This is a genomic window from Paraburkholderia tagetis (assembly GCF_022213065.1).
Taxonomy (GTDB): Bacteria; Pseudomonadota; Gammaproteobacteria; order Burkholderiales; family Burkholderiaceae; genus Paraburkholderia; species Paraburkholderia tagetis.
On sequence record NZ_JAKLJA010000040.1, the window covers coordinates 1 to 23,019 of the forward strand.

Sequence of the window (23,019 nt, forward strand, 5' to 3'; positions counted from 1 at the left end):
TCTGAACCCCGTTTCGCGCTCTGCGTGATCGTGTGCATTTCCATCAAAGCGCGAGACGACTCGATTCGTTTCACCCCGAATAGCGCGGGACGTCACTTCTTAAATATCCCGGGACGTTACAGTTATCAACGATCCTGAGAATGAGTTGAGCCGATGCGTTGCACCAGACCCCATCAAGCTCGAAGATGCCGCGCCCTGTAACTGGCAACAGCCGGACTTTACTGAATTTGTCAGCATGGAGCGGGAGACGCCGACTTATCAGAAATATGGCTGGACAAGAACTGAGCGCATTGTGGATGGTAACAATCCTGTGATGTGCTCGGGAACGGATACCACGACGTGTAAATTCACTTACGACTCCAGCAGCAAGACTTTGACGGCAAAGGTCGTTACGGCGCTGGTGCCAAAACTGCTAGTTAGAAAGAACCCTTCAACCGGAGAGCCGTTGCGTGACGAGAAGAACAACTACGTGGTCGTGGAGTATGAAACTTTTAAAAACGGAGCGAATTCTCGCAAGACTTTTGCAGCGCAAGGCTTAATGCTGGTGGAGCGTGATCCAGCGGAAGTCGATGCTTCGACGTATAAAAATATGATCGAAAAAACCCTGAATCAGGGGAACTACAAGCTGATCCTTGATGAATGCCAGAAGGGGGGCGCTTGTGGTTGCCGGATTGCGGTCAAATTCTGCGTAGATGTGCATGTTGTCAGGGAGGCTGACGCGCCAGCATTGAATCCAAATATCACCATTAATTTGTTTCCGACAACTGCGCGTGCGGATGCAAAAAATTGGCCGGAATCAGAATACGAACTTGACAGCAGTGGTAACGGAAAGGTGCCAAAAATAACTCAAACCAAAGCTCACGAGACGGGGCATCTGTTTAACTTCCCTGATGAGTATTGGGAGCAAGGTGGTTTTGTACATTCGATATACGTCAAGAGTGGCAGGGATATAGACTTCACTCTCGCGGACGCCAACAAGGCGGCGAACAAGATTTGGGTTATTGAAACTGACAATAATCTTATGGGTGGGGGTTGCGCCAAGCCAATTGCAAGTATTCCACCTTATTACCTTGAATATATACGCCGATGGTTCTCGGCGCGCACTCATAAGCTGTGGCGGGTGGGATACAACGCTCCTGCTGCCGCTGCAAAGAAAACTGAAATCAGTAGCGGAAGCTCTGCTGCAAAGACGAAGGTGGCCCATGCCAAAAAGTAACGGCAATTCGAGATTTCGAAATATATGGCGGGTGGTTTTGTTGTCCTTCATGGTGCTGTGGATAGGAGGTAGGTCTGCGATGGCGAATGATTCGAATAATGGTGTCCTGCGACCAGATGCGTTTTCTCTGTCGTGGTCAGGTGGACTTGAATATGGTTCGAGGCAGTTTAGCTTCGATGGTGTTGATAAGGTTTACTTTGCCAAAGGGGACACCATCAACGAGGACACGCAAACCGGTGTGGGCGTCTTTATGCTCAGTTTGCAAAATCGCGACGTGGAGCAACTGAAAGTGGCGGCACAGACCTTGTGTCGTGAAGATATCCAGACTGGTGGCCCGGAAACCTATGACCCCTCAGCGACATTCAGTGTTGCATGTCTTGAAGATGGGAAGGTGGTGAATCGACAGGGCTCTATACGAATGATTCCTGAAAAATTCAACAGCGAAATTTTCGACGCGCCGTTCAGGTTGTCGGAGGAGGCGTGGAAGCATGGTGCGAAGTTTATTAAGCTTGATTTTTCTGCTTATAAGATCGAGCACGGTAAAAACGGTTTTACCGTATCGGTGCGTTTCACAAATTCAGGAAATAGATGGATAAAATTTAAAACACCAGATCAATGGGGTAGCACGTCCACCGATGGTCGTCTAGGTACCGGTGCGATTGCTAAATTTAATAATCTTGGTGGCCGTGAAGAAGTAAAGCAGTCGTGGGGATTTGCGTTAAGTGGGAAAAAATTGCTTAACAAGGATGAGTTTCATGAGGGAGTTGTGCTACTGCAACCAGGAGACAGCAAGATACTGCAATTTCAGACGAAACCGGATTATAGGGCTGCAAAAGGGGAGTACGAATTCTCAGGAATTGCATTTATGAGGATCGAATATGAAGGAGACGGTTGGGGCCTCTCATCACAAGTGGATTTCAGAGGTGTCAATAGTCGCATCACCATCGACCGAGACTACCCCTCAACGCCCGAAGAGCGCGAGCAGTGGGAAGCCACCCATCGCAAGGATATGTCCTGGCACCCGGTCAAGCCCGGTCAGACCTTCACCGAAGACGGCCTGTACCGCCCCGTGCGCACCAGCGGCGGCTATCGCGGCCTGCTGCTGAAGCCGTTCAAGGCCGGCGACGTGGCAACGACGGACGACGTGAAGATGCCCATGGACACGAAGTACGGCGACATCAACATCGATGGCCCGGTGCAGTGGGTGTGGGAAGCCACCGCACCCACGCCCGTCAAGCAGTGGTCGCTGGACATGATCGCGGACACCGTGCAGTTCTGTGAGCCGGGGGCCGAGTGTCCGCGAAGCGGGCGCTGGGTCAGGCGCATCCGCCCGCATGACCTGTACCGACAGGAACCGACCTGGTACGACCTCGCGAGCGTCGTGACGCTGAGCCGGGGCCAGCGCATGCCGTCGAGCCGCGACGACACGGACAGGACCGATTGGGAATGGGTGGGAGCGGCCCATGGCTGAACGTGCCTGCATTCTCCGGCTGGATCGCACTACGGTACAGGGCACCGTGCTGGATGGCATCGACGGCACGGGCGTGGATGAACGCGGCATGAGCTACCTTGGCGCGCGCGTGCAGTGCCCCGCCTGCGGCACCGAAGGGCGCATCGAGGCCGACGGGCCGCGCAACGCCGAGGACGCCATCGATGAGAAACTGCCCGCCCTGGAGAACGACCTTTGCCGCTGCGGCTGCAATCCGCCGCCCCGGCTGATTGCCTCGCAGCGCGAGTGGACCTACGAGAGCTGACGGGGAGACACACTGATGAGTTTTCGATGGGACCCGTTGATACCGGACGAACTGGCAGACGTGAAGCCATTGTCCGTGTGGGTGTACGTTGCGCTGTTCGTCGTGATCGAACTGATTGCGGTTGCGCTCACCGTAACCAGTTGGCCCAAGGGTGTGCCGGTCGCATCGAGCCAGTTCGCACGTTATGCACTGGCGACTCCACTCCTTGTGTGGTTCAGTCTTGGCGCGATGTTGTACCTGCTGTCGGACGACAAGCTGGCTTTCAACGCCGCAGTCAGAAATGCCTGCCGCTGGAATCTGGTCACGGACTGGCAGCAGAGCAGCCGCATGGGTGTTGCCGTCCTTGACAGTGTGGTTCTCTCAGCCGAACCCGATCTGGCCGTGCGCATGCTGGGACTGGAAGGAGCGGCGCCGGAGAATCCGGGGCGTGTCATGGAACTCGATGATATCGCTGCGGCGGAAGGTGTTTCGCGGGAATCGGCTCTGGCCGAAAAGCTGTTGGCCCCTTTTGCTTCCCGGCTCGCACGGGCGATACGCGAGGACGCGCTGGAGATTGTGCTGCAATGCGACCGGCACGAAATGACGGGTGAAGTTGAGGCCGCGTGGGAGCGGCTGGCGTTGCCGGAGCGACCACGCATCCGCTGGATCGACAACAGCCGGGAGATCGATTTCGCGGAAGTCTGGTTCGAGGACGATCACCGCACCCTGCCGTACACCAGCTACTTCGTTGACGAGACGCCCAAATACCGGCTGCTGCTTGCGTGGCATCTGAACGATATGGCAAAGGCCGAACCGGCCATGTCGGAGGCAGCCGTGGCGTTGCTGGTCGCCTCGCGCAAGCTGATGGCGGAGCAGAAAGACACGCTTCGTCCGCAGGCCTGGCTGCTGCGTCAGATCGTTGGGGATGCGGACCAGGTGGACAAGTCGCTTGGCCTGCTTTTGAGGGCGAATCAGGTGCCCGCGAACCGCATTCACCACTTCTGGCACGGACGTCTGAAGGGACTGGCACAGCACGCCACCATGGGAGCGGTCAGGGACAGCGGCCTGACGCTGGCCGGGCATGACCTGGAACAGGCGGTGGGGCCGCAGGCGCCGGTGGCCCGGTGGGTGATGCAGGCGCTGGCAGCGAAGATGGCGCACTACGGGCAGGGGCCGCAGCTCGTGGCGCTGCCCCGTGAGCGTGGCGTCGTGCTGAACTTTGTTGCGAAGGAGCCTTCCGCAGTGAAACTGCCGTGGAAGGAAACCTATGACGCGAACCTGTTTCCAGGTCCTGAACTCATTGCGTTTTCTTCTTTCTGGGTGCTCGTCATGCTGGTGGCTCCCAGCAAGGCGTGGGGCACGCTTGAAACAGTCGCTACATGTGTCGTTGTGTTCCTGATTGTTTTGAGTTTTGTGCTGCGTTTCTGGGAGCACCGGCTACTGGTCAACGGCTTCTGGGAAGAATACGGAGGACAGACGTGAGTAGACGTTTCTTTGCCGGGATTTCCCTTTTTCTTTGGCTGTTGTGGGGTATGCAGCTTGCTATTGGCACGCTGCTGACGGTGAGTGGCTGGTTCATGGCGGAAGACCTGGGCACAACGTTTTACGTGCAGTTCGGCCTGGTGCTCCTGGGCGCCGCGCTGGGTCAGATTGCATGCAGCCTCTATGGCATGTGGCAGTGGCGCGTGGCATGCCAGCTTCATTTCGAGGATGTCTGGGATGGCGTATGCCCCGATAGTGGCGATGACATCGAAGATGTCTGGCGCTGGTACGTGAAGCGGGGCAAGCCATGGCGGCTCGATCCGAACCGCCCCCGGCCACTGGTGCGCTTTCAGGACGGGTGGAGACGCATGGAAGCCTACTCGCGTGCAAGCAACGCCGACCAGAATCACAGGGTGTGATTGGTAACGGATGGGGACAATCACGATGATTTCCGAACTGAATCACACCCTGTGATTTCCCTGGCATCGCGCGCGCTGGGGAAGGCCGATGCCGCTCCCACGCGTGCACGCACCGCAACCTGGGGTTATCCCGCATCACGCATGCAAGCATGCCGGCCAACGCGCGCCCGCACGCTCCCGACTGTGCCGATTTCGTCTTTTTGAGTCGCGAAAGCCCCCAAGCTTTAGTTGCGCTGGATAGCGATACTTCTCCACATCGCCACACCGTGTTGGCGCATTCATTCAACGAAGGAGATTGTCACCGTGAGCCGTAACGCTATCCAATGGAGCGGGGTGTTTCCCGCCGTCAGCACCCAGTTCAAGCCGGACTTTTCGGTCGACATCGAAGCGACCCACCGGGTGGTGAGCAACCTCGTCAAGGACGGCGTGTCGGGCCTCGTGGTGTGCGGCACCGTGGGCGAGAACACATCGCTCAGCACGAACGAGAAGCTGGCCGTGATCGAAGTCGCACGCGACGCGGCGGGCGGCAACGTGCCGGTGATCGCCGGTGTGGCCGAGTTCACCACCGAGTTCGCGCGCCAGACCGTGCGCGAGGCGCAGCGCGTGGGCGTGGACGGCGTGATGGTGATGCCGGCGCTCGTGTACTCGGCCAAGCCGCACGAGACGGCCGCGCATTTTCGCGCGGTGGCGTCGAGCACCGATCTGCCGGTGATGGTCTACAACAATCCGCCGATCTACAAGAACGACGTCACGCCCGATGTGCTGATCGCCATTCAGGATTGCGAAAACATCGTCTGCTTCAAGGACTCCTCGGGCGACACGCGCCGCTTCATCGACCTGCGCAACGCCGTGGGCGACCGCTTCGTGCTGTTCGCGGGCCTCGACGACGTGGTGGTCGAGAGCATTGCCGTGGGCGCGCAGGGCTGGGTCTCGGGCATGTCGAACGTGTTCCCGAAAGAAGGCGAGACGCTGTTCCGCCTCGCGAAGCAAAAGCGCTTCGACGAAGCGCTCGCGCTCTATCACTGGTTCATGCCGCTGCTGCACCTCGATGCGCGCCCGGACCTCGTGCAGTGCATCAAGCTGTGTGAAGAGCTCGTGGGCCGTGGCAGCGCGCTCACGCGTGCGCCGCGTCTCGCGCTGGAAGGCGATGCGCTCGCGCATGTGAAGGCCGTGATGGAAAAGGCGCTCGCGACGCGCCCGCAACTGCCCGACGTGGGCCTCTAAAACCTTCCGGCGCCCTTGCCGCGAACCAGCGGCAAACAACGGCGAGCGGCGCAATCCGCATCGCCGTGCCTGCCGGTTCTTTGCAGGCGCGGCTGCTGGATTCCAATTCGTTTTGAAATCGGGCCTTGCTGGCCCGGTTTGCTTTTTTGCAGGGGCAATATGACCATCACCGGCCAGTCGCTGATCGGCGCGGCAAGCGTGCCAGGCAAGAACGGCGCATTTCACGGTATCGACGCCCGCACGGGCGATGCGCTTGAACCCGCATTTGGCGGCGCGACCCAGCAAGATCTGGAGCGCGCCTGCGCGCTTGCAGAGACCGCTTTCGATGCTTACCGCGAGACCACGCTGGAAGCGCGCGCTGCTTTCCTCGAAACCATCGGCGAGCAGATCAATGCGATCGGCGATGCGCTGATCGAACGCTGCATGGCCGAAACCGGCTTGCCGCGCGCGCGTATCGAGGGGGAGCGCGCACGCACGGTCGGGCAACTCAAGCTCTTTGCGGCGCTGCTGCGCAACGGCGATTGCGTCGATGCACGCATCGATCCGGCGCAGCCCGAACGCAAGCCGCTGCCGCGTGTGGACCTGCGGCTGCGCAACATCGCGCTCGGGCCTGTGGCGGTGTTCGGTGCATCGAACTTTCCGCTCGCGTTTTCGGTGGCGGGCGGCGATACGGCTTCGGCGCTGGCGGCTGGCTGCCCCGTGGTCGTGAAGGCGCATGGCGCGCACCCGGGCACGTCCGAACTCGTGGGGCGCGCGATTCAGCGCGCAGTGCAGGCTTGCGGCCTGCCCGAAGGCGTGTTTTCGATGCTGTTCGACAGCGGGCTCGCCATTGGTCAGGCGCTCGTGGCCGATCACCGCATCAAGGCGGTGGGCTTCACGGGCTCGCGCACAGCGGGCGTGGCGCTCATGAAGATCGCCAATGCGCGCCCCGAGCCGGTGCCGGTCTATGCGGAAATGAGCTCCATCAACCCCGTGGTGTTGCTGCCCGGCGCGCTGGCGGCGCGCGGCGCGGCGATCGCGCCGCCGTTCGCGGCCTCGCTCACGCTGGGCGCCGGACAGTTCTGCACGAACCCCGGCCTGGTGCTGGCCGTGCGGGGCGAGTCCTTGCACGCATTCGAGCAGGCCGCGAGCGCGGCGCTTGCCAGCACGGGCGCATCGACGATGCTCACGCCCGGCATTCATGCGAACTATTGCAAGGGCGTCGAGCGGCTCGCCGCGAACCCCAGCGTGGAGCGGCTCGCAAGCGGCGCGGCGGGCGGGCGTTTCGACGCCCAGGCGGCGCTCTTTGCGACCACGGCCGAGGCGTTTCTCGCGCTGCCGGCGTTGCGCGAGGAAGTATTCGGCCCGGCGTCGCTCATCGTGCGCTGCGAGGATCTGGACCAGTTGCACGCGGTGCTCAAGGCGCTGGAAGGACAATTGACGGTGGCCGTGCACCTCGACGCCGCCGATCATGAAGCTTGCCGCACGCTCCTGCCGACGCTCGAACGCAAGGCCGGCCGCATCCTCGCGAATGGCTTCGGCACCGGCGTGGAAGTGGCTCACGCGATGGTGCACGGCGGTCCATTCCCCGCGACCTCGGATGCGCGCACGACTTCGGTGGGCAGCCGCGCCATCGAGCGCTTCCTGCGCCCGGTCTCGTATCAGGACTTGCCGGACGCCTTGCTGCCCGTGGCGCTGCGCGAAGGGAATCCGCTCGGCCTCACGCGGCGCGTGGACGGCGTAATCCATCGCGAGGGAAATCTGGATGACTAATCAAAAACCAGGTGAACTACCGGGCGTCGTGCTTTCGCTCGACGAACTCTTTGCGCTGGCGCGCAAGGCGCTCATGCATCACGGTCTGTCGGCTGCGCACGCGGATGCGATCGCGCGCGTCATCACCCAGGGGCAGCGCGACGAATGCCATTCGCATGGCATCTATCGTTTGCTCGGCTGCGTGCGCTCGGTTCGCAGCGGCAAGGTCGATCCGGTCGCGGAGCCCACCTTGCGCGATGTGTCGCCGGGCGTGCTCGCCGTGGATGCGCATTACGGTTTTTCGTTGCTCGCCTTCGAGACGGGTCTGCCAGTGCTGGCGGAAAAGGCACGCACGCAAGGCCTGGCGGCGATGGCGATCAATCGCTGCTTCCATTTTTCGGCGCTCTGGCCCGAGGTGGAGGCGATTGCGGCGCAAGGCCTGGTCGGCCTCGCGATGAACCCGAGCCATAGCTGGGTCGCGCCGGCTGGCGGCACGCGCGGCGTGTTCGGCACCAATCCCATTGCCTTTGCGTGGCCGCGCGAGCACGGGCATCCGTTCGTGTTCGACTTCGCGACCAGCGCGATTGCGCGTGGCGACATCGAACTGCACGCGCGCGAGGGCAAGCCCATTCCCGACCATTGGGCGATCGACAGCGAAGGCAAGCCGACCACGGATGCGCGCGCCGCGCTGGAGGGCGCGATGCAGACGTTCGGCGGCCACAAGGGCTCGGCGCTGGCGGCCATGGTGGAACTGCTCGCGGGCGCGCTGATCGGCGATCTCACGAGCATGGAGTCGCAGGCCTTCGACGATGGCGCGGGCGCGGCCCCTTGTCATGGCGAACTGGTGATCGCGATCGACCCGCGCCGGTTCCTGGGTGCCGATTACGGTGCGGGACAGGAAAGGGCCGAACGGCTTTTTGCTGCCGTGGTCGGGCAGGGCGCGCGCTTGCCTTCGCAGCGGCGCTTCGAGGCGCGCGAGCGCAGCGAGCGCGATGGGGTGCGCATTCCTCAGGCGCTGTATGACGATGTGATGCGGTTGTTCGAGTGATGCAGGCGGAGTGATTGCGCCCTATAAAAATCTTCACGTGGAGATTTATTGGAAATTTGGCAAATTTCCGCGCAGCGCGATCGGCAAGATGCTCAAGCGCACGTTGCGCGAGAGCTTCGTGCCTACCAAAGCGCCATTAGTGGATCGGCTCCAATAGCTGATCGCCGGGCACGCTTGCGCGGGCTTGCCGCCCGCGCTTCGCTGCGGCGAGCCGCGCTCAGAACATGTGACGAATGCCGATGCTCGCGCCCACCGTCGAGCCGGACACTTCGAAGAGCGCGTTGTTGATCGACAGGCCCGTGTCCATGTGCCCGTGGTTGTTCACATAGCCGACCTGCCCGTAGAGCGTCGTGCGCTTCGAGAGGAAGAACTGCACGCCGCTCGAGGCGAGGATCGAATGATTCGCGCCTTCGTTGCCGTCGCGTGTGTAATAGACGCCGGCGTTGACGTCGAGGTAGGGCGTGACGAAGTAGCTGAGGCCGCCCGAGTAGACGCTGTTGTCGAACGAGTGGGCGACCTTGTAGAGCGCATACGAGGCCGAAATCGTGAGGCTGTTTTCGAAGCGATAGCTCGCGCCGATGGTGCGCCCTACGAACTCGACCGTGCTCGGAATGGGCGTGGTGGCCGCGCTGCCGCCCGCATTGCCGTCATAGAGCGCGGCGCTCAGCGTGAGACCGCCCAGGTGGTAGCGCAGGCTCGCGGAGTATTGGCGGCCCGCCTGGAAGTTGCCCGCGCTACCGCCGAACGAGAACATGCCCGACGCCTGCAGACCCGCGATTTCCGGCGACGTATAGGTGATCGCATTGCTGTTGAAGAGGCCCGTGACATAGACGTTGTTCACGTAGCTCACGAGCCCGCTGCCGAAATACGACATGCCGCGCGCATCGGTGTCGTAAAGCGAGAGGAAGAACGGCGAGTACTGGAGGCCGGCCTTGAGCGAACCGTAGGCGCTGTCCACGCCCACCCAGGCCTGGCGGCCGAACAGGTTGCCGTTCGAATTGGCGAACCGACCGTTCGCCACGCTGATGCCGCTTTCAAGCATGAAGACCGCGCGCATGCCGCCGCCCAGATCCTCCGCGCCGCGCAGGCCGAAACTCGAACCTGTCATGCCGCTGTCGGTGAACGAGAACTGATGCCCCGCGTTCTGGCCGGTTTGCGTGTTCAGCGTATGGCTGGTGTAGAGCAGCGAGGCGTCGACGATGCCATAGAGCGTCACGCTGCTTTGCGCGTGGGCGGTGCCCGCAGCGCCCATCATTCCCGTGGCGGCCACTCCGGCGGCAAGCAGTGTTCTGCGTAGCATCTTGCGTTTTGACATTCTGGAATCCTGATTAAATGGCATGGCCTGGAAAAAAGCGGGATTCGCCCCTTCTTTCGTGGCGCGTCAGTTCACGCGGACATGGCGCAAGGGCGCCGTCCGTGCGGGTTGCAGAACTGGCCTCGCAGGGTGAGGCCAGCTTTGACGCGTCACTTGGACGTCGTTACGGGAGTTGCAGCAGTAAATCGGGAAAGGACGCCGTACCGGTGAGGCGGGCCGGGCGCGCGCAGGAACGACGGCGCGCCGCGAGGCGGCTTCGGATTACAAGTTGATGCGGATGCTCGTTCACCGATTGCCGCTCCATGTACCAGATGGCATTGCAGGGTCGTCCGGGTGTCTGTCAGACAGTGATTATTTTTGTACGGTCGTGCGGAAAGTGTCACCCTGGGGGAAATACTCCTATGTCCTGGCGTCCACGGGCGTCCGCGCGCGCATCACGCCGCAGCGCCTGGGGCGGAACGCCGAACCCGCGCAGGAATGCTTCGCGCAGATGCCGCCGGTCACGAAATCCCGATTCCCTGGCAATGACTTCGAGTGGATGGCGGCTCTGCTCGATCATCAGCCGCGCCGCCTCCAGGCGCAGCCTTTCGATGGCCTTCGCTGGCGACTGGCCCGTCTCCAGTGCAAACACACGGCTGAACTGGCGCGGACTCAGATGCACCGTCTCGGCCAGTTCCTCCACCGTGAGCGGGCGGGTCAGATTCTGGCTCGCGTAGTTCAGCGCACGCTGGATGCGATCGGACTTTGGCGCGAGTTCCAGCATTTCCGAATGCTGCGACTGACCACCCGCCCGGCGCTGATGCATGACCAGTTTGTGCGCCACCGATCGGGCCGTTTCCGCACCGAGGTCCTTTTCCACCATCGCAAGTGCCAGGTCGAGGCCTGCCGTCATGCCCGCAGACGTCCAGACCGGGCCGTCGACGATATAGATCCGGTCGGCCTCGACGCGAATGTCCGGATAGCGCTTCTGCATCTCGCTGCTGTACGCCCAGTGTGTCGTGGCTCGGCGCTGCGCCAGCAGACCCGCCTGCGCCAGCACGAATGCCCCCGTACAGACCCCGGCGATACGCCGAGCGCGGGTAGCTGCCCGGCGCAGGAACGCAAGAACGTCCCTCGGCGCCGGCGAGGCGAGCGGGTCGTTGACGCCCGCAACGATCCACGTGTCCACGTCGATGCGCCCGCGTAGCGACCGCGTGCCGACCGCCAGGCCGAGCGACGAGCGCACCTCGCCACCGGCTGCCGAGTAGTTCTCCAGCCTGTAAAACGTTTCGCCCACAACGATGTTTGCATACTCGAATACGGACTGTGGCGCGAGCGCCATGACCTGAAAGCCGTCTCCGAGCAGGAAGCCGATCCGGTGCATGTCCATTCTCCGTCAAGCGATGTCCTGAATCATACACATCTACGTCATTCACGTCATGGCCGGTCGAATCCAGAATGGACACACGCAAACCCCTTCAATCTTCATAACGGAGTGACATCATGGTTCAGGCACATCAAGGTACGGCTCTCATCACCGGCGCTTCCTCGGGCATCGGCGCAATCTACGCCGAGCGTCTCGCACGCCGGGGATACGATCTGATTCTGGTCGCGCGCAATCGCGACCGGTTGATGGACCTGGCCCACCGCATCACGGAGGAGACGCGCCAGAATGTCGAGATCATCGATGCGGATCTCAACGACCGCGCTGCGCTGGCCGGTGTCGAGAGGAAGCTCAGGGAGGATGCGAGCATTACCCTGCTGGTCAACAATGCGGGCGTGGGCACCCACACGCCGCTGCTCGATAGCGATGTGGATGCAATGACGCGTCTGATCGATCTGAACGTCATCGCACTCACCCGCCTGACGTATGCCGCCATCCCTGGCTTCGTCGCGCGCGGGAAGGGTGCCGTCATCAATATCTCGTCCATCGTCGCGATTTCGCCGGAGACGCTTAACGGCGTCTACGGTGGCAGCAAGGCCTTCGTGCTCGCCTTCAGCCAGTCGCTGCATCACGAGCTTGCCGGCAAGGGTGTGCAGGTGCAGGCCGTGCTGCCCGGAGCAACCGCCACCGACTTCTGGCAGACCGGCGGACTACCGCTCGAGCACTTGCCCGAGGGCATCGTCATGTCGGCTTCTGACATGGTCGAGGCAGCCCTGACGGGCTTCGACCGACGCGAACTCGTGACGATCCCGTCACTGCATGCCGGCGAAGAGTGGGACGCCTACGAATCCGCGCGCCGCACGATGGCCCCGCACTTGTCGACGGATACTCCCGCGCCGCGCTATAGCAAGGCGCGCTAGGCCCCGCTAAGTCCCGGGCATCGGCAGGACCGGTCTGCCATCGGCTGGTTATATGCAGTCGCATCCGTTATCCGCATCGAAAGCATCGAAACGGGCTGCGGGTTGCCAACCCGCTTGCCAACCACGACTCCGCGCCTATACTTAACGTCGCCTGAATGGCGCACGCCCAGGCCCCACGCTGCACGCCGACAACAACCACGACGTCAATCGACAACACGGCACGCGATTCACGTTTTGCAATCGCAGTTCTTACATAACAGGTGGGGCCTCTTATGCCAGATCGTGCATTTGGCGCAGTGATTTCATCGTTGCTCGTGGCCGGTGTGGCCGTTGCACCCGCCATCGCGCATGCCGAAGACAGCTTCGCGCCGGACGACGGCGCGTCGCATGGCCGTCCGGTCAAGGTGATGATCGTTTCGATGTTCGGTCCGGAAGGCCAGGTGTGGCTCGATCATCTCGGGCCGTGGGAGGACATCTCCGTCGCGGGTCTGTCTCCTGACTACCCGGCCGTGCATTGCAATCGCCAGGACGTCTGCGTGATGACGACGGGCATGGGGCACGCGAATGCAGCCGCGTCGATCATGGCGCTGACGTTCTCGCCGCGTTTCGACTTGCGTCGCACCTACTTCATGGTGGCGGGCATTGCCGGTATCGACCCGCTTCAGGGGACCGTCGGTTCCGCTGCCTGGGCGAACTGGCTCGTCGACTTCGGCATTCAGTGGGAAATCGATGGGCGCGAAATTCCACCGGGCTGGAACACCGGCTATCTCGGCATCAACACGACGAACCCGACGCAGAAGCCGCCGCTCGACTATCGCACCGAAGTGTTCCAGCTCAATCCGGCGCTCACGGACGCGGCATTCGCGCTGTCGCGCAACGTGACGCTGAGCGACGATCCACAGGCGCAGGCGGCCCGCGCCAAATACAGCTATGCGCCCGCGAACCGTCCGCCGACCGTGATCCAGTGCGACACGCTGGCGGGCGATACCTGGTGGTCCGGCACCGACATCGGCGAGCGCGCGCGGCAATGGACCAAAATCCTGACCGATGGCAAGGGCACCTATTGCACGACGCAGCAGGAAGACAACGCCACTTTCGAGGCGCTGACACGCGCGGCGAGCGTGCATCGCGTCGACCTGAACCGTGTCGCGGTGCTGCGCGCCGGCTCGGACTTCGACCGGCCCTACGCGGGTCAATCGAGCGCGGACAATCTGCTCAACTATGCGTCACAGGGCGGCTTCACGATCGCGATCGGCAATCTGTTCCTCGCGGGCAATCCGCTCGTGCAGGAAATCGTCAAGCATTGGGGCGAGTGGCGTGACGGCGTACCGAAGCGTTAGCGGGCTACGCGGCAGGAGACTAATGCCGGTGCCGATGATGGATATCCGGGAAGTGCGCGTGCGAATGCGTGATGGGGAGGTGCACGTGCGGATGCGTGTGCGGCTCATCACCTTCGTACGGGAAGTCGTGCGCATGCTGATGATGCTCGTCGTGCCGGTGCCGATGCGTGTGCTCCAGCCTTTCATGGCTATGCTCGTGCTCGTGCCGTTCGCGCACGTGCAGCCAGATTCCCAGCGCCATCAACGCGGCGGCGATCCAGAAGGTCGCGGGCGGCATCTCCGGCCAGATCAGTAGCGATAGCGCGACGCCGAACAGCGGCGCGACCGAGAAATAGGCGCCGGTTCGCGCGGTGCCGAGATGGCGCAGCGCGATGACGAACAGCACGAGACTGATGCCGTAGCCGCCAAGGCCCGTCAGCATGGCGGCCGCCGTTGTCGTGAGGGCGGGCAGCGTGGCGCCGGTCGCGACCGCGATGGCGATATTGACCGGACCGGCGATCAAACCTTTCAGACAGGCAATGACCATCGCGTCATTCGCCGAGACCTTGCGCGTGAGATTGTTGTCGATCGCCCAGCACAGGCATGCGCCAATGATGAGCAGTGCGCCCACCGGCAACCCCGCCCCGCCGGATTGCCACGACAGCAAGACGCCACCCGCAACAATCACCACCATCCCAAGGAACACCTGCAGGTCGACGTTCTCGCGAAAGACGATCCACGCGATGACGGCCGTCAGCACGCCCTCGAGATTGAGTAGCAGTGCGCTCGTGGCAGCGGGCGTGCTCGACAGGCCGAGCATCAGCAGCGCCGGCCCGGCGACGCCGCCCGCCGCAATCGCACCAGCGAGCCAGGGAATTTCGGCCTTTTTCAGTCGATGGCCAGCGTCCGTATGCGCAGCCGGCTGCCCCAGCCGGCGAACGACGATGCCCAGACCGAGGCCGATACCGCTGCCGAGATAGAACAGCCCGGCCACCATGAATGGCGACATCGAGCCGAGCAATGCCTTGGCCAGAGGCGTGGCGGCGCCGAACAGCGCGGCAGCAGTCAGGGCGATGACGATCGCATTGATTCTCGAGTTCATGTATTCGGGAGCAGCGTTGATGACGCACTTCGCGGGGGTTGAGCCGCCAGTTTACCGAACGGCCTTGACGGTTCTCCGCGATCGTTCGCCCGCAACGATCGGAATGCGATAAAAAAGTTAACTTGTAGAGATCATAACGAGTGAGTAGGATTCACTACATGGATACTATTTCGACATGGTCGGTCTTCGTTCTGACCCTGCCCACGGAAAACGCGACGGCCCGCATGCGCTTCTGGCGCGCGCTCAAGGCAAAGGGCTGCGCGGTGTTGCGCGACGGCATCTACTTGCTGCCCTACACGGAGGCGCGCGAGGCGATGCTGCGCGAACTCGCGGGTGCGATCGCCGACAGCGGCGGCACCGCCCATCTGCTACGCGCGCCAAGCCTCGATGTGTCGCAGGAACGGGAATTCCGCGCGCTGTTCGATCGCAGCGAGGATTACGCCACCTTCACCCAGGCGCTCACGGAAGCCCGCAAGACGCTGGCCGGGCAGTCCGCCACGGAACTGGCGCGTCTGCTGCGCCGGCAACGCAAGGATTTCGACGCCATCCGCGGGATCGACTTCTTTCCGGGCGACGCCGCCACCCGCGCCGAAGTCGCCTTGCAGGATTTCATCGCGCTCGTCGACACCGTACTGTCGCCGGGTGAGCCGCACGCGGCAGAGCGCGCGATCCGCCTGCTCGCCATCGACGAGTATCAAGGGCGCACCTGGGCAACGCGTCAGCGCATGTGGGTCGATCGCGTCGCCAGTGCCTGGCTGATTCGCCGCTTCATCGACGCGCGTGCGCGCTTCATCTGGCTCGCTTCGCCCGCGGACTGTCCACGTGACGCGCTCGGCTTCGATTTCGACGGTGCCGCGTTCACCCATGTCGGCGAGCGCGTGACGTTCGAGGTCTTGCTCGCGAGTTTCGGGCTCGACACGGATCCTGCGTTGATGCGGCTTGGCGAGATCGTGCATGCGCTCGACGTGGGCGGGAGCGCCGCGCCCGAGACGGTCGGCTTCGAGGCCGTGATGTCGGGCACGCGCCAACGCGTGGATAACGACGATCAGTTGCTGGAACAGATGGGCGTGGTACTTGACTCGCTCCATGCGCACTTCGCATCGAACGGGAAGAACGATGCGGGAGGACGGTCATGACCACGACTATCGCCACGAACAAGCCGACCTACTCGCTGGGTCAACTGGTCGGATACATGCTGCGGCTCGGCGCGTTCGGCTTCGGTGGCCCGGTCGCGCTCGCCGGCTATATGCGCCGCGATCTCGTCGAGAAGCACGGCTGGATTACGGAAGCCGACTACAAGGAAGGACTCACGCTGGCGCAGCTCGCGCCGGGGCCGATGGCCGCCCAGCTCGCGATCTATCTCGGCTTCGTCCATTACCGGATTCTCGGTGCAACGCTCGTCGGCTTCGCTTTCGTGCTGCCGTCGTTCCTGATGGTCGTCGCCCTCGGCTTCGCGTATGCGCACTTTGGTGGGCTGTCGTGGATGCAGGCCGTGTTCTATGGCGTCGGTGCGGCCGTGGTCGGCATCATCGCAATGAGCGCGTACAAGCTCACGACGAAGACCGTTGGCAACGACAAGCTGCTCTGGGTGATCTTTCTGACGCTTGCGGCAGTGACCTTCATCACCGAATCGGAAATTGCGTGGCTCTTCATCGTCGCCGGTCTGATCGGCTGGTTGTGGCGCGCGCCACCCAAATGGCTGCACAAGAGCGGGTTGAACGCACTCGCCGGCGCCAACCTGCCGGCGGCAAGCGGCCTGCTGAGCGGCATCGATCTGCCGCAACTCGCACAGATTGGCGTGTTTTTCGCCAAAGCGGGCGCGTTCGTGTTTGGATCAGGACTCGCGATCGTGCCGTTCCTGTACGGCGGCGTCGTGACTGAACACCACTGGCTGAACGACAAGCAGTTCGTCGACGCGGTTGCCGTCGCGATGATCACACCAGGGCCGGTCGTGATCACGGTCGGCTTCATCGGCTATCTCGTGGCGGGTTTTCCGGGGGCGCTCGTTGCCGCGCTCGGCACGTTCCTGCCGTGCTATCTGTTCACCATCATCCCCGCGCCTTACGTGAAGAAGTACGGCCACCGGCCTGACGTCAAGGCGTTCGTCAACGGCATCACGGCGGCGGCCGTGGGTGCGATCACGGGGTCCGTGCTGGTCATTGCGAAGCGCTCGATCGTCGATATCCCGACCGCGCTTGTCGCGCTCGTGACGATTGCGCTGCTGTGGCGCTTCAAGAAGCTGCAGGAGCCAGTAATCGTCATGGCGGCAGCACTCTTCGGGTTGGTGGCTTTCCCGTTACTCCACCATTGACTCGCATTTCTGGGCGTACTGGATTTTCCGTGCATTCGGACAGGAGAATCGCCATGAAATGGATTACACACGACGGCGAACGCTTCGATGCGTTTCCCCAGTGCGATGCATATGCCTAGCGGCCGCGGGGCCGTCTCGTTCGCGATCCGTTTGTCACGCCGGCTCCTTCCGGCCGGCGTCGGGCACGCTGCGTGGATCATCCTCGTGAGCCGAGGTCTACGCGGGTTCTGCGACGGCTTTATCGCGGTGCTGCTCCCCGCGTACTTGCTGTCCCTCGGCTTCGCGCAACTCGATGTCGGACTGGTCAGCACCGCGACGTTGATGGGTTCGGCGGTCGCGACAATCGCGGTCGGCATCGTGGCAAGCCGCTTCCCGCACCGTCGCATGCTGACCCTCGCGGCGATCCTGATGGCCGCCACCGGCATCGGCTTCGCCAGCTTGTCGACCTTGTGGCCGCTGCTTGTCGTGGCTTTTGTCGGCACGCTCAACCCGAGTTCCGGCGACGTCAGTCTCTTCTTGCCGCTCGAGCAGGCGCGTCTTGCCGAAGCGGCGAGCGGCAACGCGCGGACCGCGCTGTTTGCCCGCTACAGCCTGGTCGGCGCCGTGTCGGCCGCATTGGGATCGCTCGCCGCAGGCCTGCCGCTTTGGCTTGCTGCACATGCCGGGATTTCGCTGCTGGCCGCAATGCGCGCGATGTTTCTCGTTTATGCAGCGACCGGCCTCGCGGTCTGCGTGTTGTACACCCGATTGCCGCGTACACGATCACACGCCACGGCGGCCCCACCTCCGCTCGGGCCATCGCGGCACATCGTCATGCGGCTTGCGCTGCTATTCAGCGTCGACGCGTTCGCGGGTGGCCTCGTCGTCAACTCGCTGCTGTCGCTCTGGCTGATGCAGCGCTTTGGGTTTTCCGTCAGCGCGGCTGGGCAGTTCTTTTTCTGCACCGGACTGCTGGCCGCAGGCTCTCAACTCGCGGCGGCGCCGCTCTCACGCAAGATCGGCCTGCTCAACACCATGGTCTTCACGCACATCCCCGCGAGCCTCTGCCTGATCGGTGCGGCGCTGGCCCCGTCGCTGCCGGTGACGTTGACGCTCCTGCTCATGCGCAGCGCGATGTCGCAAATGGATGTGCCGACCCGAACGGCATACGTCATGGCCGTCGTCACGCCAGTGGAGCGCCCGACAGCCGCAAGCTTCACGTCCGTGCCACGTAGCCTCGCGGCGGCGATTGCGCCGACATTGGCGGGCGGCCTGTTCAGCCTTGGATGGCTCGGCGCACCGCTTCTCGCATGCGGTGCGCTGAAGATCGCCTATGACCTTTCACTGCTGGCCGCTTTCCGCCACATCAAACCGGACGAAGGGGCCAATCCATAGGGACATCCACGACCATGCCGCGAGGAGCCAACACGAAGCGGCGCGTCATCACATGAACCAGAATGCGCGCGTTTCACTTACCTGCCATCAATGGAGCGATGACTTATGTTACGTCCAAGGAAACTCACGCAGGCGGCCGCCGCCGCGCTGGTTGCCTGCGCTATCGCTGGTCAGGCCGGCGCGCAGAAGCATCCCGCGATCGATACCGCGCAGATCGAGCAGATCACCGGCATGAAGGGCGCCTGGTCGGCGAAAGAGAACGTCTTCAAGGTCTCGAAGCCACGCAACGATGTGAAGGTACAGGTCGATGAGTGGGCGATGCCGCCATTCATGGGGCTGACGTCGTGGGTCGCGTTCACGCCGGCGCATCACGGGCAGGCGATGATGATGGGCGACACCGTGCTGTTCGAGGACGAAGTCAATCCCGTGATGAGTGCTGCGCTCGATGCCGGGCTCGAAGTGACGGCGCTGCATAACCATTTCTTCTTTGACCGGCCCAAAGTCTATTTCATGCACATCGCGGGTACGGGTGACCCGGCGAAGCTCGCTGAAGGTGTGAAACAGGTCTACGACAAGATTGCGGCGATCCGCGCCGCGCACCCGACTCCGGAAAGCGTCTTCCCCGGCCATATCGCCGAGCCGAGCACCATCACGGCCGCACCCCTCGAGGCGATCTTTGGATCGAAGGGGCAGACGAACAATGGCATGTTCAAAATCGTGATCGGCAAGCCGTCGAGCATGCACGGCGTCAAGATCGGCAACGAGATGGGTGTCAACACGTGGGCGGCATTCGCGGGTTCGGACGACGAGGCCGTGGTCGACGGCGACTTCGCGATGCGCGAAAGCGAATTGCAGCCGGTGCTAAAGGGCATGCGTGCATCGGGAATCAACATCGTTGCGATCCACCAGCACATGGCGGGCGAAGCGCCGCGCATTCTGTTCCTGCATTACTGGGGCAAGGGTAAGGCCGTCGATCTGGCGAAGGGCGTGAAGGTTGCCCTGGACGCCCAGGCGGCCGCTGGTCAGTGACCTTCGCGGCATCGCGTTGCCGCCGCTGCACAAGGCTGGCAGGTGCAGCGGTGGCGGTTGTCGCAGGATGAATTTATGAAACACATCCGAAACTGGCGTTTTCGCTTTCTCGTGGTCGTTGCAATGTCGGTGGTGCTGGTAGCGGCGGGCGTTGTTGTCCAAAGGATCGACGCCGCGGCGGACGATCTCTCGCTCGGCAGCCTGCCATTGAAGCACGTCGCGGATATTGCGCTCCCAGGGCGCACGACACGGCTCGACTATGCGAGCCTGGATACGCGCCGCAACCTGCTATTTATCGCTCACCTCGGCGACAGCGAAGTGATCGTATTCGATACGCGAGCGTCACGCGTGACCGCGCGGATTGAGAATGTGTCGTCGGTGCACGGCGTCCTCGCCGTTCCGGAGCTATCGCGCGTGTACGCATCCGCAACCGGCACGGACGAGATCGTCGCGATTGACGCTGCGACGCTGAAAATCGTCGCGCGCATGCCAGGCGGGCATTATCCCGACGGGATGGCCTACGCGCCCGACGCACACAAGCTGTATGTTTCCGATGAATACGGGAAAACGGAAACCGTCATCGATGTCCAGAGCAACCGGCGCGTCGCAACGATTCCGCTCGACGGCGAGGCCGGCAATACGCAATACGACCCGGTCTCCCGTCATATTTTCGTGAATGTCCAGACGCACCGTCAGCTTGTCGATATCGACCCGACGACGGACCGTGTCGTCGGTCGCTTCGATTTGCCCGGTGCCAAAAACAATCACGGCCTGTTGATCGATTCGCGTGGACGTCTCGCCTTTATCGCCTGCGAGGGCAACGACAAGCTGATCGTCTTTGATATGCGCACGCAGCGCGTTCTCCAATCGTTCGATATTGGCAGCGAACCCGATGTGCTTGGGTTCGATTCGGCATCGGGCACCCTCTATGTTGTGGGCGAAGCAGGCATTGGCTCGATGTTCAGCGTCAGAGGCTCTGATGTCACCAAAATCGGCGAGGGCCGCCTCGGGCGGAATGCGCATGTCGTCGCAGTCGATTCGACCACACACCGGTCGTACTTCCCGCTGAAGGATGTTGGCGGCCGGCCGGTGCTGCGTGTGATGGAACCCAGATAAGCGCGGTGGCTCGCCGTCGTGTACTTTGCATACCGCTGCGTCCGGGACCGTCGCTGCTCCTGGAATCTCGTCATACCCTATGTCGCTGACGAGGGAGCGCGGTCCTGTTCGCTGCTGGCTGGCCGGCCGGTCTTGACCGCTTCGAGCGCCGAAATTGCAGCCACCAGCCGCCTGGACGAAGCGGAATCCAGCAACTGCAGGCCGGCGCGCAGAAGCTCACTTTTCTTTACCGCGACACCCGCTTCGAGGCACTTGCGCTTGAGCTGGGCGATGCGCTCGTAGTCGGCCTTGGGCATCGTGAAGCTATCCCGAATGACCTTGTCCTTCTTCGCACGCTTGGCCTTGGCCGTTCCCGCAGCTTTGCGTTCATGCGCCGCCAATTCCGGACTTGCCGTTGCCGTTGCCGTGCTGTTCGCCCCGGATTTTGAGCGTTTGGCTTTACCCGGGTGCACGTCCGCTGCGGGCGTTTCCGCTTCGCTTTGCTCGGCGCCCGGATTCGCCGACTTCGGGAGATGAGATGCTTTCTTTGTGGGCTTGCGCGTAGCTGCTTTGACCATGTCAGGCTCCAGACAGGAAAATCATATAAACAGTATATACGGTTTATGCCACGATTTTTCCGTTCAGTGTCCGGGATCGCTCGCGGATCACGATCCGCCACCTCTGGCTGAATTCTTTGCGTTTGCTTTCAGGCTGGTTTCGATGGAGACTTGGACCGAGTTCGAGGAGAAAACGCCATGCTGCCGATTGGATCCCTGGCCGACACCACGGCCGAGCTTGCCTCCACTTTCCGTGGACAGCTCCTGCACCCCACGGACGCTGGCTACGAGGACGCGAGGAAGGTTCATAACGGCCTGGTCGACAAGCGGCCCGCCTTGATCGCCAGATGCCGCGGCGCGGCCGACGTGGTGGCGGCCCTCGATATGACCCGCGCTCTCGGTCTCGAAGCCGCCGTTCGCGGCGGCGGCCACAACGTGGCGGGAAGGGCGACGATCGATGGCGGGGTGGTCATCGACCTGTCGTTGATGAAAGGTATCCGCGTGGATCCGCAGCGCAGAACGGTCTGGGCGCAAGGCGGCGTCACCTGGGGCGAGCTCAACCGCGAGACGCAATTGCACGGCCTGGCGGTCACCGGAGGCGTGGTCTCCAGCACGGGCATTGCCGGGCTGACCCTCGGAGGCGGGATTGGCTGGCTGATGGGCAAATACGGCCTGGCGCTCGACAACCTGCTCGCGGTGGAACTCGTCACGGCCGATGGCAAGGTCCTGCAGGCGAGCAGGGAGCAGGAGCCCGAATTGTTCTGGGCACTGCGCGGCGGCGGCGGGAATTTTGGCGTCGCCACCGGCTTCGAGTACGCGCTGCACCCGGTCGGCCCCATCATCACCGGCGGCCCGATCGTCCATCCGATCGAGCGCGCCCGCGACTTGCTGGAATTCTTCCGCGATCGCACCCGCGCCCTGCCCGACGAGCACACGCTGTTCGCCTCGCTGACGCATGCGCCGGACGGCTCCGGCACGCCGGTTGCCGCCATGGTGACTTGCCACTGCGGGCCGCTGGAGGACGCCGAAAGCGCCATGCGAGCGCTCAAGCAGTTCGCCTCGCCCCTGCTCGATGCCGTGGGACCCATGCCCTACACCCAGCTCAACGGCATGCTCGACGCCAATTACCCCAAAGGCGCGCTCAACTACTGGAAGTCCAATTTCCTCACCGAACTGAGCGACGCCGCGATCGACACCATGATCGATTGCTTCGCGCGCTGCCCGACGCCCAAGGGCCAGTTGCTGCTCGAGCATTTTCACGGCGCGCTTACCCGGGTCGATGTGAGCGACACGGCCTTCCCGCATCGACGCGAAGGCTACAACTTCCTCGTGCTCGGCCAATGGATGCAGCAGGCCGACACTGGCGCATGCGTCGCCTGGGTCCGCGACACCTATGAAAAGATGCGGCCTTTCTTCGCCGTCGGCCGCTACGTCAACTACCTCGATGACGACGAGGCGGACGACCCCGTTGCAGCGGCCTACGGCCCCAACTACCGGCGGCTTCAGCAGATCAAGGCCCGCTACGACCCGGCGAACTTCTTCCGCATGAACCAGAACATCCAGCCGTTGCCCTGAAGGTCGTGCCCTGAAGTTAGTGTCCTGAAGGTAGGCGCCCCGCGCCGGTTGTACGCGAAAGTAAATTGAAAGATTTGTGACCCGTGCAGCGGCGATTGTTGTCGGCGCGGTCATAAAGTGATGCCGCGCGCGACGGTTGTTTTCGACCGCCAGGCTGTCTAACCTGTGCATATGCACACGTCGTGCGGGCCGCTTTCAATCGCACG

Annotated in this window: 20 protein-coding genes; 16 read left to right on the forward strand and 4 right to left on the reverse strand. The window is 62.6% G+C overall.

Features of this window, described 5'->3' with window-relative positions; translation table 11 throughout:
* Positions 1-145 precede the first annotated feature (145 nt).
* The 8 genes from L5014_RS30730 (at position 146) to L5014_RS30765 (ending at position 8,853) form a co-directional block, all read left to right on the forward strand.
* Positions 146-1,216: a hypothetical protein gene (locus L5014_RS30730; RefSeq protein ID WP_238467567.1), complete on the forward strand. Its 1,071-nt coding sequence runs from the start codon at positions 146-148 to the stop codon at positions 1,214-1,216.
* Positions 1,217-1,295: 79 nt separating this feature from the next.
* The gene (locus tag L5014_RS30735; RefSeq protein WP_238467568.1) at positions 1,296-2,687 is read left to right on the forward strand and encodes a hypothetical protein; all 1,392 of its coding nucleotides are present in this window, start codon (positions 1,296-1,298) and stop codon (positions 2,685-2,687) included.
* Complete coding sequence (locus L5014_RS30740; RefSeq protein WP_238467569.1) at positions 2,680-2,970, forward strand: PAAR domain-containing protein; 291 nt, start codon at positions 2,680-2,682, stop codon at positions 2,968-2,970. The genes L5014_RS30735 and L5014_RS30740 overlap by 8 nt, the downstream gene beginning before the upstream one ends.
* Positions 2,971-2,985: 15 nt before the next feature.
* Positions 2,986-4,431, forward strand: a complete 1,446-nt coding sequence (locus L5014_RS30745) for a hypothetical protein (RefSeq protein WP_238467570.1) — start codon at positions 2,986-2,988, stop codon at positions 4,429-4,431.
* Positions 4,428-4,850, forward strand: coding sequence for a hypothetical protein (locus L5014_RS30750; protein WP_238467571.1), 423 nt, complete (start codon positions 4,428-4,430; stop codon positions 4,848-4,850). The genes L5014_RS30745 and L5014_RS30750 overlap by 4 nt, the downstream gene beginning before the upstream one ends.
* A 303-nt stretch (positions 4,851-5,153) precedes the next feature.
* Positions 5,154-6,074, forward strand: coding sequence for a dihydrodipicolinate synthase family protein (locus L5014_RS30755; RefSeq protein WP_238467572.1), 921 nt, complete (start codon positions 5,154-5,156; stop codon positions 6,072-6,074).
* 159 nt (positions 6,075-6,233) lie between these two features.
* The gene (locus L5014_RS30760) at positions 6,234-7,826 is read left to right on the forward strand and encodes an aldehyde dehydrogenase (NADP(+)) (protein WP_238467573.1); all 1,593 of its coding nucleotides are present in this window, start codon (positions 6,234-6,236) and stop codon (positions 7,824-7,826) included.
* Complete coding sequence (locus L5014_RS30765) at positions 7,819-8,853, forward strand: Ldh family oxidoreductase (protein ID WP_238467574.1); 1,035 nt, start codon at positions 7,819-7,821, stop codon at positions 8,851-8,853. The genes L5014_RS30760 and L5014_RS30765 overlap by 8 nt, the downstream gene beginning before the upstream one ends.
* A gap of 217 nt (positions 8,854-9,070) precedes the next feature.
* Here the strand turns inward: L5014_RS30765 and L5014_RS30770 are convergent, their stop codons facing one another.
* Together L5014_RS30770 and L5014_RS30775 are read right to left on the reverse strand one after the other, a co-directional pair.
* Positions 9,071-10,168: a porin gene (locus tag L5014_RS30770; protein ID WP_420800170.1), complete on the reverse strand. Its 1,098-nt coding sequence runs from the start codon at positions 10,166-10,168 to the stop codon at positions 9,071-9,073.
* A gap of 379 nt (positions 10,169-10,547) precedes the next feature.
* Positions 10,548-11,531, reverse strand: a complete 984-nt coding sequence (locus L5014_RS30775) for a GlxA family transcriptional regulator (RefSeq protein ID WP_238467575.1) — start codon at positions 11,529-11,531, stop codon at positions 10,548-10,550.
* Between the two features lie 119 nt (positions 11,532-11,650).
* On the opposite strand from L5014_RS30775, the gene L5014_RS30780 reads away from it, so the two are divergent.
* Together L5014_RS30780 and L5014_RS30785 are read left to right on the forward strand one after the other, a co-directional pair.
* The gene (locus L5014_RS30780; RefSeq protein WP_238467576.1) at positions 11,651-12,451 is read left to right on the forward strand and encodes an SDR family NAD(P)-dependent oxidoreductase; all 801 of its coding nucleotides are present in this window, start codon (positions 11,651-11,653) and stop codon (positions 12,449-12,451) included.
* 272 nt (positions 12,452-12,723) lie between these two features.
* Positions 12,724-13,791 (forward strand): purine-nucleoside phosphorylase, encoded by a 1,068-nt coding sequence (locus tag L5014_RS30785; RefSeq protein WP_238467577.1) that lies wholly within the window; start codon positions 12,724-12,726, stop codon positions 13,789-13,791.
* A gap of 19 nt (positions 13,792-13,810) precedes the next feature.
* On the opposite strand, the gene L5014_RS30790 is transcribed toward L5014_RS30785, so the two are convergent.
* Entirely contained in the window at positions 13,811-14,872 is a 1,062-nt protein-coding gene (locus tag L5014_RS30790) for a DMT family transporter (protein WP_238467578.1), read from the reverse strand.
* 158 nt (positions 14,873-15,030) lie between these two features.
* Between L5014_RS30790 and L5014_RS30795 the strand changes: the two genes are divergently transcribed.
* The 5 genes from L5014_RS30795 to L5014_RS30815 all read left to right on the forward strand — a co-directional run bounded on the left by L5014_RS30795 (position 15,031) and on the right by L5014_RS30815 (position 20,702).
* Positions 15,031-16,008 carry a chromate resistance protein ChrB domain-containing protein gene (locus L5014_RS30795; protein ID WP_238467579.1) on the forward strand — a complete coding sequence of 326 codons (978 nt, stop codon included), beginning with the start codon at positions 15,031-15,033 and terminating at the stop codon, positions 16,006-16,008.
* Positions 16,005-17,183 carry a chromate transporter gene (locus L5014_RS30800; RefSeq protein WP_238467580.1) on the forward strand — a complete coding sequence of 393 codons (1,179 nt, stop codon included), beginning with the start codon at positions 16,005-16,007 and terminating at the stop codon, positions 17,181-17,183. The genes L5014_RS30795 and L5014_RS30800 overlap by 4 nt, the downstream gene beginning before the upstream one ends.
* Positions 17,184-17,288: 105 nt before the next feature.
* Positions 17,289-18,557 carry an MFS transporter gene (locus L5014_RS30805; protein ID WP_238467615.1) on the forward strand — a complete coding sequence of 423 codons (1,269 nt, stop codon included), beginning with the start codon at positions 17,289-17,291 and terminating at the stop codon, positions 18,555-18,557.
* Between the two features lie 105 nt (positions 18,558-18,662).
* Complete coding sequence (locus L5014_RS30810) at positions 18,663-19,586, forward strand: DUF1259 domain-containing protein (protein ID WP_238467581.1); 924 nt, start codon at positions 18,663-18,665, stop codon at positions 19,584-19,586.
* 75 nt (positions 19,587-19,661) lie between these two features.
* A complete protein-coding gene (locus L5014_RS30815; protein ID WP_238467616.1) occupies positions 19,662-20,702 on the forward strand; it encodes a YncE family protein in 1,041 nt (346 codons plus the stop codon).
* A gap of 77 nt (positions 20,703-20,779) precedes the next feature.
* Here L5014_RS30815 and L5014_RS30820 read toward each other — a convergent pair whose 3' ends face one another.
* On the reverse strand, positions 20,780-21,259 hold the full coding sequence (locus L5014_RS30820; RefSeq protein ID WP_238467582.1) for a hypothetical protein: 480 nt from the start codon (positions 21,257-21,259) through the stop codon (positions 20,780-20,782).
* Between the two features lie 177 nt (positions 21,260-21,436).
* Here L5014_RS30820 and L5014_RS30825 point away from each other — a divergent pair, with 177 nt between their 5' ends.
* The gene (locus tag L5014_RS30825; RefSeq protein WP_238467583.1) at positions 21,437-22,813 is read left to right on the forward strand and encodes an FAD-binding oxidoreductase; all 1,377 of its coding nucleotides are present in this window, start codon (positions 21,437-21,439) and stop codon (positions 22,811-22,813) included.
* Positions 22,814-23,019 lie beyond the last annotated feature (206 nt).